Origin of the sequence: Grimontia celer (assembly GCF_900055185.1) — a bacterium.
In the GTDB taxonomy this organism is placed as follows: domain Bacteria; phylum Pseudomonadota; class Gammaproteobacteria; order Enterobacterales; family Vibrionaceae; genus Enterovibrio; species Enterovibrio celer.
Genome location: NZ_FIZX01000009.1, coordinates 62,695 through 78,322, shown reverse-complemented (window position 1 = coordinate 78,322; position 15,628 = coordinate 62,695). Strand labels below are relative to the sequence as shown.

Sequence of the window (15,628 nt, the reverse complement as noted above, 5' to 3'; positions counted from 1 at the left end):
AACATCGATAAATCTTTTGTCTATCAATCACGAGTGCCCACACAGATTGCATAGGTCAAATTGTTAAAGAACGTTGACTTGAAGAAGCGTCGCTTCTCACCGTCAGGGCTGCGAATTTTACGCTGCCAGGCGATGAAGTCAAGAAGAAATTTTGAGATTTTTCAGCGTTGCTTTCGCAACCCTCAAAACACCTTGTTGACTTGCCTCTCGGGGTGAATTTCCCTTCGAAGCGGGCGGCCATTTTACTGATTCGAAACAGCGCGTCAAGCGTTTATTTCAACTCAATTTTTGAGGCCTTCGCTGTACCGATTTGAGGGGGCGTTTCCGCTGTGGGAGCCGCTCTCCGTGTCGGTGAGGCGGCATTATAGGGAGGTCTGAAATTCTGGCAAGGCCTTTTTTGAGGTTTTTTATGAAAAACGGTGCGTTCGATTACTTTTCGCCCAAAACGGCATTAAAGTGAACGAAATCGTTCTGAAAAGTCCTTCACTCTATCCCAATTGGTGTACTCAACTTCTTTGGCTGGGTCAGTTTCGCCGCCTGTCATCTTCATAATGAATTGAATCATGACACGATCGAAAAGCTTATAGCGGGGATAATAGAGCGCACCGGCGAACACATCTTGCAGTTCTGGCTGCCAAGGCGACAGCTTTCTGAACTTCTTCATATAGACACTACCTTCCGGTGTGTCTTTACCAGGTTTGCGAGCTGTCAGATTCACGCAGAAAAAGGCAGCCTTCTTTTCATTGAGCGCAGAGAGGTTGTTTTCGATAAAACGGTATAGCTTCTTATTCAAGTGGCCATAACGAATTGACGCACCAATCAGTACCTTGTCGTATTCTGCCCAATTCACCTCCGGCATGTCGTGCAGGTCCACCAGCTCACATTCGTAATTGCCTGCCAATTCGCTTTCGATAGAACGAAGAATCTTTACCGTCTGACCTTCACGACTAGAATGAAGCAAAAGCGCCTTTTTCATCATTATTCCTATAAAAGCTATCAACTACGCCAGAACGTCGGCGTAAAAAGAACCAGTAAGGTGAACACTTCGAGACGACCAAATAGCATGGAGACAATCAGTACCCATTTCGCGCCACTATTAATATCGCCAAAGTGAACCGCTACTTCACCGAGACCAGGGCCGAGGTTGTTAAGGGTTGCCGCAACCGCAGAGAACGCCGTTAACTCATCAATACCCGTAGCGATAAGCCCCAGCATACAGATGACAAATACCAGCGCATAGGCAGAGAAAAATCCCCAAACTGCATCCACCACCTGTTGAGGCAAGGCTTTGTTGCCCACTTTGATGGTGTACACCGCCCTTGGGTGCACCAGACGTTTCAGTTCACGAGAACCTTGTAGTGACAACAGCAGGATTCGGATCACTTTCATACCGCCACCTGTTGAGCCTGCACAACCACCTATAAAAGAGGAAAACAGTAGAAGCACCGGCAGGAATAATGGCCACTCAGAAAAACTTGTCGTGGTATAACCCGCTGTCGTGGAAATCGATACGGTCTGGAAGATAGCCTGGTTAAAAGCTTCGAACTCAGACTCGTAAGTGCCATGGTTGATCAACATGCCGAACACAATCGCCAGCAGGATAAGCTGGATCACAATAAAGGCACGGAACTCCGGGTCTTTGAAATAGAAGCCAGGATGCAGCTTGCCACTGGCAAAAGCAGCGAAGTGTAGCGAGAAATTACACGCTGAAATAAAGAGGAAGAACACCGTGATGAAGTTAATCGCAGGGCTGTTGAAATAGCCAATACTTGCATCATGGGTTGAAAATCCGCCGATAGCGACCGTCGAGAAACTGTGGCTGATTGCGTCGAATACCGACATCCCAGCCAGCCAGTAAGCCGATGCGCAGGAAACTGTAAGCGCAAGATAGATATACCAAAGCGCTTTTGCCGTTTCTGCAATACGCGGTGTCATCTTGCTATCTTTAACTGGCCCCGGGATTTCAGCGCGGTATAGCTGCATACCACCGATACCGAGCACCGGCAGAATGGCCACTGCGAGCACAATGATACCCATGCCCCCGAACCATTGCAGAAGCTGGCGATAAAACAGTACCGCTTTTGGCAGGTTGTCGAGCCCCACCATCACAGTTGCCCCAGTGGTCGTCAGGCCTGAGAAGGATTCAAAGAAGGCGTCGGTTACCGACATATTGGGCTGTTCCGACAGCATGAACGGAATAGACCCCGCGCTGCCGATTACCGTCCAGAACAGCACCACAATCAAAAAGCCATCACGGGCTTTCAATTCATGTCTGAAACGTCGGTTAGGAAACCAAAGAAGACCACCGCCCGCGAGAAGAAGGAAGAAAGTGAGAACAAAAGGGAAACCTTCACCATCGCGGTAAATGAATGCCACCACGGCTGGCGCCAGCATGGTGATACTGAAAAGGGCAAGAAGAAGCCCGACAATCCGGATAATTGAACGAAATTGCATAGCCTTGGACGGCTCATCCTTATATTCAGGGGTGAGCCTGAATTATGTATTTTTATCAAGCCCGGCCACGCTAACCTGACCACGGGAGCGATTAAAAATCTCCGCTGCGATCTGTTCGGCACTCCGTGCATCCACTTCCACTGTCATCTCCACATTATGGCTGAAATCAGTATTAACCTGAACCGCGTTATGGGAAGCCAGTATCGATTCGATCAAGGCAATGTGAGGGTATTCACAGCTTATTGTGAACTGAACCGTAATCGCCTTCTCTTTCGTTGCCAGTTGCAGTAGCGCCTGTTGCACACCGCCACCATAAGCTTTGACAAGCCCACCAGTCCCCAGCCGGATACCACCATAGTAGCGTGTCACCACTGCAGTGATCTCACCCACACCACTGCCAGATAGCTGCGCAAGGATAGGTTTACCGGCCGTACCGGAAGGCTCTCCGTCATCACTGAAGCCCCAACTCATCGAGTCTTCAGGACGCCCGGCGACGAATGCCCAACAGTTATGGCGTGCATCAGCATGCTTCGCTTTGATTTCTGCCACAAACGCTTTGGCACTTTCGATGCCTGGCGTATGGGCGAGATAGGTAATAAAGCGGCTCTTCTTTATCTCTTCTTCCGATATCACGGGTGACAACGGGATCAGATAAGGCGAGGTATTCATGCGAGTCACCATAAGTTGAAAAGGCGCGGGATTTTAACACAAGAAAATCGTAACACAGCAAAAGCGCTAACTCGTTGAAATAGTGAGAACGCAAGATTCAAACAGATAGTTTAAACACAAATTTCAAACATCCGTTTAACATTTCTATTGCCTTTTTGTTCAGCCCGGCTCAGACTAAAGCTGACTATAACGACTACCCTCTACCTAAAGGTAAACCAAACCAGACAAAGATCTGGCAATACGGAGATAGAACATGATTTACCAAGGTGACACCCTGTCCGTGCGCTATCTGGAAGATGGCCTCGCGGAGCTGAACCTCGATGCACCCGGCTCTGTTAATAAATTCGACCTTGCAACACTGGAAAGTCTCAACGAGGCGCTTGATGCTCTCTCGCAAAAGTCTGACGTAAAAGCCCTGCTGCTGACGTCTGCCAAACCAGCGTTTGTCGTAGGCGCAGATATCACAGAATTCCTCGGCCTGTTTGCCAAGCCAGAGGAAGAGCTCTCAAATTGGGTCACGCACGCGAACGATATCTTCAACAAACTCGAAGATCTGCCTTTCCCTACCGTTTCCGTCATTTCCGGTTTCGCGCTGGGCGGTGGCTGCGAGTGCATTCTTGCTACTGATTTCCGTATTGCTGATTCCACCGCGCGCATCGGCCTGCCAGAAACCAAACTTGGCATCATGCCGGGCTTTGGCGGAACCGTGCGAATGCCTCGTCTGGTGGGTGCTGATACCGCGATGGAACTCATCACCGCAGGTAAAGAAAGCAAAGCCGATGCCGCACTCAAAATCGGTCTGGTTGATGCCGTGACGGCACCGGATGACCTGCGTGATGCTGCGATTGCCCTTGCTAAGCAAGCCATTGAAGGCAAGCTGGATTGGCAATCACGTCGCGCACAGAAAAAAGCGCCACTGCAACTGAACAAGATAGAAGCCACCATGAGCTTCACCATGGCCAAAGGCATGGTGGCGCGTGTGGCAGGTCCACACTACCCAGCTCCTATGACAGCAGTTGTGGCGATTGAAGAAGCGTCACGCTCCGATCGCGACGGTGCCTTGGTGGTAGAGAACAAACACTTCGTCAAACTGGCAAAGAACGATGTCACTCAGGCACTGGTTGGTATTTTCCTTAATGATCAGTATCTGAAATCCAAGGCCAAGAAAGCCGCCAAAGAAGGCAAGCCAACTGAGCGTGGTGCTGTACTGGGTGCAGGCATCATGGGTGGTGGTATCGCTTACCAGTCAGCCAGCAAAGGTGTGCCTGTACTGATGAAAGACATCAGTCAGGCTTCGCTTGAAACTGGCATGAAAGAAGCCTCCAAACTGCTGAACAAGCAATTGGAGCGTGGTCGCCTCAACGGTTTGAAAATGGCAGAAGTGCTTGCCTCTATCACCCCTAGCCTTCACTACGCAGGTATCGAGCAATCTGACGTGGTTGTTGAAGCCGTGGTAGAGAACCCGAAAGTGAAAGCTGCAGTACTGAGCGAAGTGGAGGCCTTGCTGCCAGAAGGTGCTGTACTGACTTCCAACACCTCCACGATTCCTATCGATCTGTTGGCGAAATCGCTCAAGCGACCAGAAAACTTCTGTGGCATGCACTTCTTTAACCCGGTGCACCGCATGCCATTGGTAGAAGTCATTCGTGGTAAAGATACCTCAGAAGAAACCGTAGCACGCGTGGTGGCCTACGCCGCCAAGATGGGTAAAAGCCCAGTGGTCGTCAACGACTGCCCAGGGTTCTTTGTAAACCGCGTACTGTTCCCCTACTTTGCCGGTTTCAGCATGCTGCTTCGTGACGGTGCTGACTTCACCAAAGTCGACAAAGTGATGGAGAAGAAGTTCGGCTGGCCAATGGGTCCTGCTTACCTACTTGATGTTGTAGGCATTGACACTGCGCACCATGCGCAAGCTGTGATGGCAGAAGGTTTCCCAGAACGCATGGCGAAAAGCTACCGCGATGCTGTCGATGTGATGTTTGAGTCCGAGCGCTTTGGTCAGAAGAATGGCATCGGTTTCTACAAATACTCGGTCGACCGCAAAGGCAAACCGAAGAAAGACGTGGATGCCGATGTCACAGGCCTGCTGTCATCAGTACTCGGTTCGGCGACCGATTACAGCGACGAAGAGATCATCAACCGCATGATGGTGCCGATGATCAACGAAGTAGTGCGTTGTCTGGAAGAAGGCATTATCACGACTCCTCAGGAAGCAGACATGGCGCTGGTTTACGGTCTTGGCTTCCCTCCATTCCGAGGCGGTGTATTCCGTTATCTGGATACCATTGGACTGGCAAACTATGTTGCTATGGCTGACCAACTGGCCAACCTTGGCCCTGCCTATGAAGTGCCGCAAGGTCTTCGCGACAAAGCTGCCAAAGGCGAAGGGTATTTCGATGCCCAACGACAGTCTGCCTAACCACAAGGAATTGAGAGGGAAAACAACATGAAAAACGTCGTGATTGTCGATTGTATTCGAACCCCGATGGGCCGCTCCAAAGGCGGTGCTTTCCGCCACACCCGTGCGGAAGATTTGTCAGCGCACCTGATGGCGTCTCTGCTTGCACGTAACCCGCAGCTGGATCCAACAGAAATCGAGGATATCTATTGGGGCTGTGTACAGCAGACACTTGAACAAGGCTTCAACGTCGCCCGTAACGCAGCACTGCTGGCAGGCATTCCACACACAGTAGCCGCGACTACGGTTAATCGTTTGTGTGGCTCTTCCATGCAGGCGCTGCATGATGCCGCACGCGCCATTCAAGTAGGCGATGCCGATGTCTGCCTGATTGGTGGTGTTGAACACATGGGCCACGTACCCATGACCCACGGTGTCGATTTCCACCCGGGTCTTTCCAAGTCTGTGGCAAAAGCCGCCGGTATGATGGGTCTGACCGCAGAGATGTTGGGTCGCATTCATGGTATTAGTCGTGAGCAGCAAGATGCCTTTGCAGCCCGCTCCCACCAGCGAGCTTATGCTGCCACCGTGGAAGGACGCTTTAAAAATGAAATCATGCCTACCGAAGGCCATGATGAGAAAGGCGGACTGTTCCTGATGGAAAACGATGAAGTTATCCGTCCGGAAACCACAGTGGAAACCCTTTCGGGCCTGCGCCCTGTATTCGACCCAGCCAACGGCACAGTAACCGCTGGTACGTCTTCCGCACTGTCTGACGGTGCTGCAGCCATGCTGGTGATGAGCGAAGACAAAGCCAAAGCGCTCGGTCTGCCAATTCGTGCTCGCGTGCGTTCGATGGCAGTCGCAGGCTGCGATCCTTCTATCATGGGTTATGGTCCTGTACCGGCAACGAAAAAAGCACTGAAGCGTGCAGGCGTGAGTATTGATGACATCGGCATGATTGAGCTCAACGAAGCCTTCGCTGCACAGTCACTGCCTTGCGCAAAAGATCTGGGCTTGCTGGATAAAGTCGACGAAAAAGTGAACCTCAACGGTGGCGCGATCGCACTGGGTCACCCTCTGGGTTGTTCAGGCGCACGTATCTCTACTACGCTTATCAACCTGATGGAGCACAATGATGTCGAGCTGGGTCTTGCCACCATGTGTATCGGTTTAGGTCAGGGTATTGCTACGGTGTTTGAGCGCGTTTAAACAAAAACGTATCGTTATCAAAGCCGGGTTTAATACCCGGCTTTGTTATTTGTAGCGAAGCATTGCCACATAGCTATGCGCTTAACGCATATTTATCATGATTTAGTTTCATTATTTTCATGACCACTTTGGTTCTACACTGTATTTCATACGTTTATTCCCCTTTCCGGAGGACATCCCATGTTCAAAGCACTGGTACTGGACCAAGCTGACAAAATCACCACTTCAAGCATTCAAGAACTCGACGTTAGCCGACTGCCACAAGGCGATGTGCTAATCGACGTGGATTACTCCTCACTGAACTACAAAGATGGCCTTGCGATTACAGGCAAGGGCAAGATCTGTCGTGAGTTCCCAATGGTGCCAGGTATCGACCTGACAGGGACAGTGGCAGAATCTTCAGATTCACGTTTTTCCACCGGACAGAAAGTGGTACTGACAGGCTGGGGCGTTGGTGAAACCCATTGGGGTGGCATGGCACAAAAAGCACGCCTCAAAGCTGACTGGTTGGTTCCACTGCCAGAAAAGCTCTCTGGCGATCAGGCAATGAAAATCGGTACTGCGGGTTTGACAGCCATGCTTTGTGTACAGGCACTGCAAGACGCTGGCATCACACCAGAGAAAGGCGAAATTCTGGTGACAGGCGCAAGTGGCGGTGTGGGCTCAGTGGCGGTCACACTGCTATCTGAACTGGGTTACCAAGTGGTAGCAGTAACAGGCCGTTCAAGCGAGAACGGTGAATGGCTGAAATCGCTAGGTGCGTCGCGCGTGGTAGAGCGTAGCGAATTTGAAGAACCCGCTCGCCCATTGGAAAAACAAATTTGGGCAGGCGCGGTAGATACCGTTGGCAGCAAGATGCTGGCAAAAGTGTTGGCGCAAGTTGATTACGACGGCGCAGTTGCAGCATGTGGTCTTGCGGGCGGTTTCGATCTGCCAACCACAGTCATGCCATTTATCCTACGCGGCGTGAAATTGCTGGGTGTGGATTCTGTGTATGCGCCTTTCGAGCGTCGCCAGAAAGCGTGGCAGCGTATCTCTGAGTTGTTGCCGGAGAGCTACTACGACAATGGCTGTCGCGAAATCTCGCTGGAAGAAGTATCAGAAGCAGCAGAAGCCATCACCAATGGTCAAATCACTGGCCGTGTGGTGATCAAGCTTTAAGCTTTCTTTGCGGTATATAAAAAACGGAGCCTATCGGCTCCGTTTTTTGTTTTATACCAATCACAGTAGGTAGCTGATCAGAAATAGCGCAGGAAGAATGCTCGAGAACAAGGCGAAAAATTTCGATAAGTAGTTACTCTACAATCAAATTTTTCAACGCAGTTATCGAGCATTTTAACAAGCGAGGATGAGCAGATACTTACTACGATTGGTATTAAAGATTGAGGGTCAAACAAACCCCATATCTTTAATCCGTGTGTCGATAAGGCGGCTGCACTCTTCTTTAATCAAGTTTCTAAGCCATACCTGCGCCGCGGAGTGCTCCGTCCTAGGATGCCAAATCAGGGAATAGTCAAACGGCTTAAATTCAAACGGTAATGGTTTAATCACCAAATCGTATTTTTCACCCACGAGATATGCCAAGTCAGCAGGAACGGTAATGATAAGTGGCAGGCTATCCAACATCGCTACCGCCGCTTCCAGGTGATAAGCACGTAGCGCCAGTTTCGGCTCTGGATGTCCACGCAACGCCTCATCTATCAGCGCTTTCACGCCATCACTGATAGCAATCACTGCATGTGGATAAGCCAGATAGTCTTCAAGCGTCAGCGTTTTATCGGCCAAAGGGTGATGCTTCGACACCATGCAGAACACGCTCACCAGTCCCAACCTGTCAGACTGAAGCGGGTCAACGGGACCGGTCGGGCGGCAAATCGCCATGTCGCACCCTTCCGAGGTCAACTGACGCATTAACTGGTCATGCTGTAAGGGGGCGAATTCCAGTGACAAGCCCGGCGCTTCCTCATAAATACGCGGCAATGCAAATGGCAAAATGGTTTGCATGGCGTAATCAGTCGTTGCGATCTTAAAAGACTGCTCACACTTAGCCGGATCAAATTCTTCAGGCGAAAGGACATGACGAAGTATATCTAGTGGCGCTGTCAGTTGAGCATTCAACTCCAACGCTCTTTGGGTTGGGATCAACTGTTGTCCGTGCCGGGTAAACAGAGGATCACCTGTAAGGCTTCTCAATCGTCCCAGCACCCTACTCATCGCTGACTGGCTAAGGCTTAGACGGATAGCCGCTTTACTCACGCTGCCTTCTTCCAGCAGCACACGAAGCGCTATTAGCAGGTTTAAGTCCCGGCGGTAGATATCTTCAAGTTCCATAACATGCCCAAAGAGTGGTAACGTTGCCATTATAAGCATGCCAGTTACCGATAAGGGTGATTAAGAAAGGCGTTTATTGATATTTGGCGAACGCCAGATAAAAAAAATCCCGCATTAAAGCGGGGAAGCCCAAGAAAACTGGGTGTGAGTGTAGTCGATGAGTGAGTTAGCCTAGCTGTTTCGCCATGTTCACGTTCGTTTGAACATTATTCGTTAACAACTTGTTAATTAAGTTACACATGTTTTTTACAAATCCAACCCCTGTTGAATATTTAGTCTTCATAAGTATGATCGGGTCGACGTTTTCAATGTGATAAATGCAGATGAGTTCAGAATTTGAAAATCCGGATCACTTTTTAGACGCAGAAGGCCTGCGTTGTCCGGAACCGGTCATGATGGTAAGAAAAACAATCCGCAACATGGCAGAGGGTGAAACCTTACTGGTGACGGCGGACGATCCGTCAACGACACGCGACATCCCTAGTTTCTGCCGTTTCATGGACCACACCCTTGTTGCCCATGAGTCAGAAACTAGCCCATTTCGCTATCTGATCAAGAAAGGTCTTTAAGATCTTCTCAACGGACAAACGAGCGGAAATGAAAAAGGCAGCCAAGGCTGCCTTTTTCGTGTCTGTCAGTAATCTGATGCTTGCTCAATGTCGTTCACTTTCCGCCTGAGTGTGGCGTTTTCATGCTCCAGTTCCCGCATGGCCTTTTTTATTGGTAATACGTAGCGCACTCTCACCATAGCATCAATCGATAAGTAAGTGGTTACTATTGCGCCAACCACCATAGGAACCCACATATCAGTTAACACCATTCCAAGAATATTCAGCGCCAGTGCAAAGTGGAACAGCCACATCTGGCTTTTAGGGCTGATCGCCAGAAACCTGTCCATAACACGCTCCTTAATCACGATGACACTAACGCCAAACTACCATGGAACCGTCGGAGAGGTTGTTGATGAAATCACACATTCAGGCGTCTGGTTACGTTTCTTATCGCATAAAGAAAGTACCGATCGCGAGTACCGCAAACAACCCTGCCGTCACATACCGTACAACGTTCAATGGCAATGCATTTGCAGCCTTGTGACCCAGCAATACCACCGGGACATTGGCCAGCAGCATACCGATAGTCGTACCAATAATGACCATGGTCAGCGCTTCAGCATTTTGAGCACCGAGTACCGTTGTTGCCACCTGGGTTTTGTCGCCAATTTCTGCAATAAAGAAGGCGATGAAACTCGCCACAAACGGGCCCCGGTTTGACACACTTTCTTCATCATCGAGTTTGTCAGGGATCAGCACCCAAACAGCCATCACCGCAAAGCTGACGATCAGCACCCAACGCAAGACTTCTTCGGTAAGATAATCGGCAACAACCACACCCAGCCAGGCAGCAACCGCATGGTTAAGGATTGTGGCGAAAAAGATAGCAAGAATAATAGGTACCGGCTTTCTGTATCGACTGGCCAGTAACAGGGAAAGGAGTTGGGTTTTATCACCAATTTCTGCCAACGCAACGGTGGCAATGGATATCGCTAACACGCTCATTATTGTTTTCCAGGGCGAGGATTATTATTCGAAAACCATGACAACCCACGCGCCCCGCCCGGTTCGCGTAAAGTGTCATTGGTCTCGTCAAACCCACTATCGTGTGTCGCCATTACCATGAAGATTGAGCTTCAAATATGTTGATAATGGCCTCGCTGGCGCGAGAGACTACTCCCCAAGAGCGTGCGCATTTTAGCCTCAACGCCTGACGGAATACAACCTCCGCCCGTTTTACCTTTCGACCCCGCTCGCCACCTTTGAAACCAAAGGACAAAAAACCGCCATTACCCCTACTTATCCCAAGCCTTGCGCGCTATAATCGCGTGTTATTTTCACTTCATTAAATCGCGCGAACCTGACGATGCAAAAATTCGACGTTAAAACTTTTCAGGGCATGATCCTCGCGCTGCAGGATTACTGGGCCCAACAAGGTTGTACCATCGTACAACCGCTCGACATGGAGGTAGGTGCAGGCACCTCTCACCCAATGACTTGTCTGCGTGCAATTGGTCCAGAGCCAATCGCAGCAGCTTACGTTCAGCCTTCTCGTCGTCCAACTGACGGCCGTTACGGTGAAAACCCTAACCGTCTGCAACACTACTACCAGTTCCAGACCATCCTGAAGCCGTCTCCAGACAACATTCAGGAACTGTATCTTGGTTCGCTGCGTGTGCTGGGTATTGACCCTGAAGTTCATGACATCCGCTTCGTAGAAGACAACTGGGAAAACCCGACACTGGGAGCCTGGGGTCTCGGCTGGGAAGTTTGGCTGAACGGCATGGAAGTCACCCAGTTTACTTACTTCCAACAAGTAGGTGGTCTTGAGTGTAAGCCTGTTACCGGCGAAATCACTTACGGTATCGAACGCCTGGCGATGTACATCCAGGGCGTCGATTCAGTTTACGATCTGGTATGGACTGATGGCCCATTTGGCAAAGTAACCTACGGTGATATCTTCCACCAGAATGAAGTAGAGCAATCGACCTACAACTTCGAATACGCTGACGTAGATTTCCTGTTCACTTACTTCGACCAGTGCGAGAAAGAGTGTCAATCTCTGCTCGAGCTTGAGAAGCCTCTGCCACTGCCAGCGTATGAGCGTATCCTGAAAGCAGGTCATGCATTTAACCTGCTGGACGCACGCAAAGCTATCTCAGTGACCGAGCGTCAACGCTACATCCTGCGTATCCGCAACCTGACCAAGTCAGTTGCCGAAGCGTACTACGCATCCCGTGAAGCTCTGGGCTTCCCAATGTGTAAAAAGGGTGAGGAGAAGTAAGATGGCGAACAATTTCCTGATTGAGCTGGGTACTGAAGAGCTGCCACCAACGCAACTTCGCACACTGGCTGAAGCATTTACAGCAAACTTTGAGCAAGAGCTGAAAGACGCTGAACTGACCCACGAAGGTATGGTTTGGTACGCAACCCCTCGTCGTCTGGCTCTGAAAGTCACTGCGCTGGCTGACCAACAAGCTGACAAGATGGTTGAGAAACGTGGTCCTGCCATTTCTGCTGCTTTTGACGCAGACGGCAACCCAACCAAAGCCGCACAAGGTTGGGCGCGTGGTTGTGGTATCGATGTATCAGAAGCCGATCGTATGGTGACAGATAAAGGTGAATGGCTGCTGTTCAAGCAAGAAGTTAAAGGCCAGAACACCAAAGACATCGTTGTTGCACTGGCTGACAAAGCGCTGGCGAATCTGCCAATCGCGAAGCCAATGCGCTGGGGTGACAAAGATACCCTGTTCATCCGTCCGGTGAAGACCTTGACTATCCTGCTGGGTGACGAGCTGATTGAAGGCACCATCATGGGTGTTGATTCAGCGCGTACCATTCGTGGTCACCGTTTTATGGGCGAAGCGGAATTTACCATCGACAATGCTGACCAATATCCAGCGATTCTGGAAGAGCGCGGTAAAGTCATTGCCGATTACGAAGCACGTAAAGCCACTATCATCGCTGATGCCCAAAAGGCAGCAGAGCTGGTTGGCGGTATTGCTGATCTGGAAGATGACCTGGTTGAGGAAGTCACCTCTCTGGTTGAGTGGCCAGTGGTACTGACTGCAACCTTCGAAGAGAAGTTCCTGAAGGTCCCTTCAGAAGCCCTAGTTTACACCATGAAAGGCGACCAGAAGTACTTCCCTGTTTACAGCGAAGACAAGCAGCTTCTGCCTAACTTCATCTTCGTATCAAACATCGAATCGAAGGAACCTCGCCACGTTATCGAAGGTAACGAAAAAGTGGTTCGCCCTCGTCTGGCGGATGCAGAGTTCTTCTTCGACACCGACCGTAAGCGTCCTTTGATTGACCGTCTGCCACAGCTGGAAACGGCTATTTTCCAAAAGCAGTTGGGTACCATCAAAGACAAGACAGACCGCATCACTGAGCTTGCTGGCTACATTGCTGACAAGATTGGTGCTGATGTCGAAAAAGCAAAACGTGCAGGCCTTCTGGCGAAATGCGACCTGATGACCTCCATGGTTTTCGAATTCACCGAAACTCAGGGCGTCATGGGTATGCACTACGCGCGTCATGATGGCGAAGCAGAAGATGTTGCCGTTGCCCTGAATGAGCAATACATGCCGCGTTTCGCAGGCGATGAACTGCCAGGCAATGGTGTTTCTTCAGCACTGGCGATAGCAGACAAGCTGGATACCATCGTAGGTATCTTCGGTATTGGCCAGGCACCGAAAGGTTCTGACCCATTCGCGCTGCGTCGTGCTTCTCTGGGTGTCCTTCGCATTATCGTTGAGTACGGTTACGATCTGGATCTGTCTGATCTGATTGCCAAAGCCAAATCGCTGTTCGGCGACCGTCTGACTAACGATAAGGTTGAAGCTGACGTTATCGAATTCATGCTGGGTCGTTTCCGTGCATGGTATCAGGACGAAGGCCATAGCGTAGATGCCATCCAAGCCGTGCTTGCAATGAACCCTACCCAACCGGCTGATTTCGACAAGCGCGTGAAAGCGGTAACGCACTTCCGTTCACTGGATGCTGCTGAGTCTCTGGCAGCAGCAAACAAACGTGTAGGTAACATCCTGGCGAAATACGACGGCGAATTGTCTGACACCATCAACAGTGAGCTGTTGGTAGAAGATGCAGAGAAGGCGTTGGCTCAAAAGGTCACCTCAATGGTTGAAGCGCTGAAGCCTGTCTTTGCAGCCGGTGATTACCAAGCTGCACTGACCCAATTGGCAGATTTGCGCGAACCTGTTGATACCTTCTTCGACAACGTGATGGTAATGGCTGAAGACGAAGCGCTGAAGGCAAACCGTCTGGCACTGCTCAATACCCTGCGTAGCCAGTTTATGAATGTTGCAGATATCTCTCTGCTTCAGAAATAAGCTCGGCAAGAAAAGTTAATCAAGAGCCCCGTTTGAACGGGGCTTTTTTGTATCGATTTAATTGTCTTTCCACCAGCCTCATTCACTGCCTCTACAGCGATGTCTTCGATTCTATCTAAAATTTTCGGTATGTTTCACGTGGAACATCTCTCGAAACGCTTTCTAAACACCCTCTTCCCTTATCTGAAACGACAACCTTTCCGACGTCAGCTACATGTTAAAAAGAAAGCAGAAATTGCATTCATTTTGTGCAATGAATCAGTTATGGTTTGTCGACTAACCTGAAGGAACAAAGGATTAAATAGGTTTCGCGCTATGCAGTTTTCTAAGTTTGGAAATAAGTTTTCTCAGCATTCCGGCATCACACAGTTGATGGACGATCTCAATGACGGACTAAGAAACCCGGATGCCATTATGCTTGGTGGTGGCAACCCAGCGGCGATTCCTGAAATGCTTGAGCATTTCGAAGACTTGAGTAGACGGATGCTAGATGATGGCTCTCTTGTCGCAGCACTCTCTAACTATGATGGACCGCAAGGGAAGACAGCGTTTATCGCAGCGCTGGCAGAGATGTTGAATAAGACATTTGGCTGGCAGGTCACCTCTAAAAACATCATGCTGACCAATGGCAGTCAGTGCGCCTTCTTTTATCTCTTCAACCTTTTCGGTGGGCAGTATGATGACGGCAGCTTTAAGAAGATCCTCCTGCCTTTAACACCTGAGTATATTGGTTACGCCGATTCGGGTTTAGACCCTGATACCTTTACCAGCTTCAAGCCGACTATAGAGCATCTAGATAACCGCCAGTTTAAATACCACGTAGATTTTGATGCGCTGGAAGTTGATGAGTCAGTTGCGGCTATTTGTGCCTCACGACCAACAAACCCGACCGGTAATGTTCTTACTGATGAAGAGATCGTAAAGCTTGATAAGCTGGCACGAGCAAACAATATTCCCCTCATCATCGACAATGCTTATGGCGTCCCCTTCCCTAACATCATCTTCGAAGATGTAAAGCCTTTCTGGAACGAGAACACTATCCTGTGTTCAAGCTTATCCAAGTTGGGTTTGCCAGGTGTACGTTGTGGCATCATCATTGCGCAGGAAGAGATTATCACTGCCCTATCCAACATCAATGGCATTGTCAGCTTGTCACCTTGTGGTGTTGGCCCTGCACTCGCACTTGAGATGATTAAAACCGGTGACTTACTGTCGCTCAGTGAAACTGTCATTAAGCCTTTCTATCAGAAGAAAGCAAAGCGTAGTATCGAACTCCTTCAGAAAGCGATTCCTGATGAACGATTTAAAATTCATAAACCAGAAGGTGCTATCTTCCTTTGGCTTTGGTTTGAAGGTCTACCCATTAGCACCAAGGAGCTTTACCAACGCCTTAAGAAACGTGGCTTACTGATAGTTCCTGGCGAGTACTTTTTTATTGGTTCAGAATTGGATTGGGACCATACCCGTGAATGTCTAAGAATGAACTATGTTCAAGATGACGAAGCTATTGCACGTGGTGTCGAGATACTTAAAGAAGAAGTAGAAAAGGCCTACGCTGAGTCTTAATTCTCCACCAAAGGTTCCACGTGAAACATCGCCCAGTTGGAAAATCGACTGGGCTTTTTTGTGTTCATCTTCTATTTGGACTCACTAATCTGATC

Annotated in this window: 13 protein-coding genes; 7 read left to right on the top strand and 6 right to left on the bottom strand. The window is 49.7% G+C overall.

What is annotated here, in order from left to right; all coding sequences use genetic code 11:
* Positions 1-451 precede the first annotated feature (451 nt).
* Genes hemG through GCE9029_RS24375 form a run of 3 tightly spaced genes read right to left on the bottom strand, consistent with a single transcriptional unit; the run spans position 452 to position 3,123 of the window.
* Positions 452-976 (bottom strand): menaquinone-dependent protoporphyrinogen IX dehydrogenase, encoded by a 525-nt coding sequence (gene hemG, locus GCE9029_RS24385; protein WP_062667764.1) that lies wholly within the window; start codon positions 974-976, stop codon positions 452-454.
* Between the two features lie 20 nt (positions 977-996).
* Positions 997-2,454 (bottom strand): TrkH family potassium uptake protein, encoded by a 1,458-nt coding sequence (locus GCE9029_RS24380; protein ID WP_002540760.1) that lies wholly within the window; start codon positions 2,452-2,454, stop codon positions 997-999.
* A 42-nt stretch (positions 2,455-2,496) separates the two neighbouring features.
* Entirely contained in the window at positions 2,497-3,123 is a 627-nt protein-coding gene (locus GCE9029_RS24375; RefSeq protein WP_062667763.1) for a YigZ family protein, read from the bottom strand.
* A gap of 253 nt (positions 3,124-3,376) precedes the next feature.
* Between GCE9029_RS24375 and fadB the strand changes: the two genes are divergently transcribed.
* The 3 genes from fadB to acuI all read left to right on the top strand — a co-directional run bounded on the left by fadB (position 3,377) and on the right by acuI (position 7,894).
* Complete coding sequence (gene fadB, locus GCE9029_RS24370) at positions 3,377-5,542, top strand: fatty acid oxidation complex subunit alpha FadB (RefSeq protein WP_062667761.1); 2,166 nt, start codon at positions 3,377-3,379, stop codon at positions 5,540-5,542.
* Between the two features lie 27 nt (positions 5,543-5,569).
* A complete protein-coding gene (gene fadA, locus GCE9029_RS24365; protein ID WP_062667758.1) occupies positions 5,570-6,733 on the top strand; it encodes an acetyl-CoA C-acyltransferase FadA in 1,164 nt (387 codons plus the stop codon).
* Positions 6,734-6,913: 180 nt separating this feature from the next.
* Positions 6,914-7,894, top strand: a complete 981-nt coding sequence (gene acuI / locus GCE9029_RS24360) for an acrylyl-CoA reductase (NADPH) (protein WP_062667757.1) — start codon at positions 6,914-6,916, stop codon at positions 7,892-7,894.
* Positions 7,895-8,122: 228 nt separating this feature from the next.
* Here the strand turns inward: acuI and GCE9029_RS24355 are convergent, their stop codons facing one another.
* Entirely contained in the window at positions 8,123-9,064 is a 942-nt protein-coding gene (locus GCE9029_RS24355; RefSeq protein WP_062667772.1) for a LysR family transcriptional regulator, read from the bottom strand.
* Between the two features lie 323 nt (positions 9,065-9,387).
* Here GCE9029_RS24355 and tusA point away from each other — a divergent pair, with 323 nt between their 5' ends.
* On the top strand, positions 9,388-9,633 hold the full coding sequence (gene tusA / locus GCE9029_RS24350) for a sulfurtransferase TusA (RefSeq protein WP_046303100.1): 246 nt from the start codon (positions 9,388-9,390) through the stop codon (positions 9,631-9,633).
* 65 nt (positions 9,634-9,698) lie between these two features.
* Here the strand turns inward: tusA and GCE9029_RS24345 are convergent, their stop codons facing one another.
* Together GCE9029_RS24345 and GCE9029_RS24340 are read right to left on the bottom strand one after the other, a co-directional pair.
* Positions 9,699-9,962 carry a hypothetical protein gene (locus tag GCE9029_RS24345; protein ID WP_062667755.1) on the bottom strand — a complete coding sequence of 88 codons (264 nt, stop codon included), beginning with the start codon at positions 9,960-9,962 and terminating at the stop codon, positions 9,699-9,701.
* 100 nt (positions 9,963-10,062) lie between these two features.
* Entirely contained in the window at positions 10,063-10,620 is a 558-nt protein-coding gene (locus GCE9029_RS24340; protein ID WP_002540771.1) for a TMEM165/GDT1 family protein, read from the bottom strand.
* A 361-nt stretch (positions 10,621-10,981) separates the two neighbouring features.
* Here GCE9029_RS24340 and glyQ point away from each other — a divergent pair, with 361 nt between their 5' ends.
* From glyQ to GCE9029_RS24325, 3 genes are all read left to right on the top strand, one after another.
* A complete protein-coding gene (glyQ, locus tag GCE9029_RS24335; protein WP_062667753.1) occupies positions 10,982-11,899 on the top strand; it encodes a glycine--tRNA ligase subunit alpha in 918 nt (305 codons plus the stop codon).
* Between the two features lies 1 nt (position 11,900).
* The gene (gene glyS, locus GCE9029_RS24330) at positions 11,901-13,967 is read left to right on the top strand and encodes a glycine--tRNA ligase subunit beta (protein ID WP_062667751.1); all 2,067 of its coding nucleotides are present in this window, start codon (positions 11,901-11,903) and stop codon (positions 13,965-13,967) included.
* Between the two features lie 315 nt (positions 13,968-14,282).
* Positions 14,283-15,533 carry a valine--pyruvate transaminase gene (locus GCE9029_RS24325; RefSeq protein ID WP_082804429.1) on the top strand — a complete coding sequence of 417 codons (1,251 nt, stop codon included), beginning with the start codon at positions 14,283-14,285 and terminating at the stop codon, positions 15,531-15,533.
* The last annotated feature ends 95 nt before the right edge of the window (positions 15,534-15,628 follow it).

Excerpts from the sequence above, each read along its gene's own strand:
- GCE9029_RS24355 (WP_062667772.1), bottom strand. The coding sequence starts at position 9,064 with ATGGAACTTGAAGATATCTACCGCCGGGACTTAAACCTGCTAATAGCG.
- fadA (WP_062667758.1), top strand. The coding sequence starts at position 5,570 with ATGAAAAACGTCGTGATTGTCGATTGTATTCGAACCCCGATGGGCCGC.
- glyS (WP_062667751.1), top strand. The coding sequence starts at position 11,901 with ATGGCGAACAATTTCCTGATTGAGCTGGGTACTGAAGAGCTGCCACCA.
- acuI (WP_062667757.1), top strand. The coding sequence starts at position 6,914 with ATGTTCAAAGCACTGGTACTGGACCAAGCTGACAAAATCACCACTTCA.
- GCE9029_RS24380 (WP_002540760.1), bottom strand. The coding sequence starts at position 2,454 with ATGCAATTTCGTTCAATTATCCGGATTGTCGGGCTTCTTCTTGCCCTT.
- tusA (WP_046303100.1), top strand. The coding sequence starts at position 9,388 with ATGAGTTCAGAATTTGAAAATCCGGATCACTTTTTAGACGCAGAAGGC.
- hemG (WP_062667764.1), bottom strand. The coding sequence starts at position 976 with ATGAAAAAGGCGCTTTTGCTTCATTCTAGTCGTGAAGGTCAGACGGTA.
- glyQ (WP_062667753.1), top strand. The coding sequence starts at position 10,982 with ATGCAAAAATTCGACGTTAAAACTTTTCAGGGCATGATCCTCGCGCTG.
- GCE9029_RS24345 (WP_062667755.1), bottom strand. The coding sequence starts at position 9,962 with ATGGACAGGTTTCTGGCGATCAGCCCTAAAAGCCAGATGTGGCTGTTC.
- GCE9029_RS24340 (WP_002540771.1), bottom strand. The coding sequence starts at position 10,620 with ATGAGCGTGTTAGCGATATCCATTGCCACCGTTGCGTTGGCAGAAATT.
- fadB (WP_062667761.1), top strand. The coding sequence starts at position 3,377 with ATGATTTACCAAGGTGACACCCTGTCCGTGCGCTATCTGGAAGATGGC.
- GCE9029_RS24375 (WP_062667763.1), bottom strand. The coding sequence starts at position 3,123 with ATGAATACCTCGCCTTATCTGATCCCGTTGTCACCCGTGATATCGGAA.
- GCE9029_RS24325 (WP_082804429.1), top strand. The coding sequence starts at position 14,283 with ATGCAGTTTTCTAAGTTTGGAAATAAGTTTTCTCAGCATTCCGGCATC.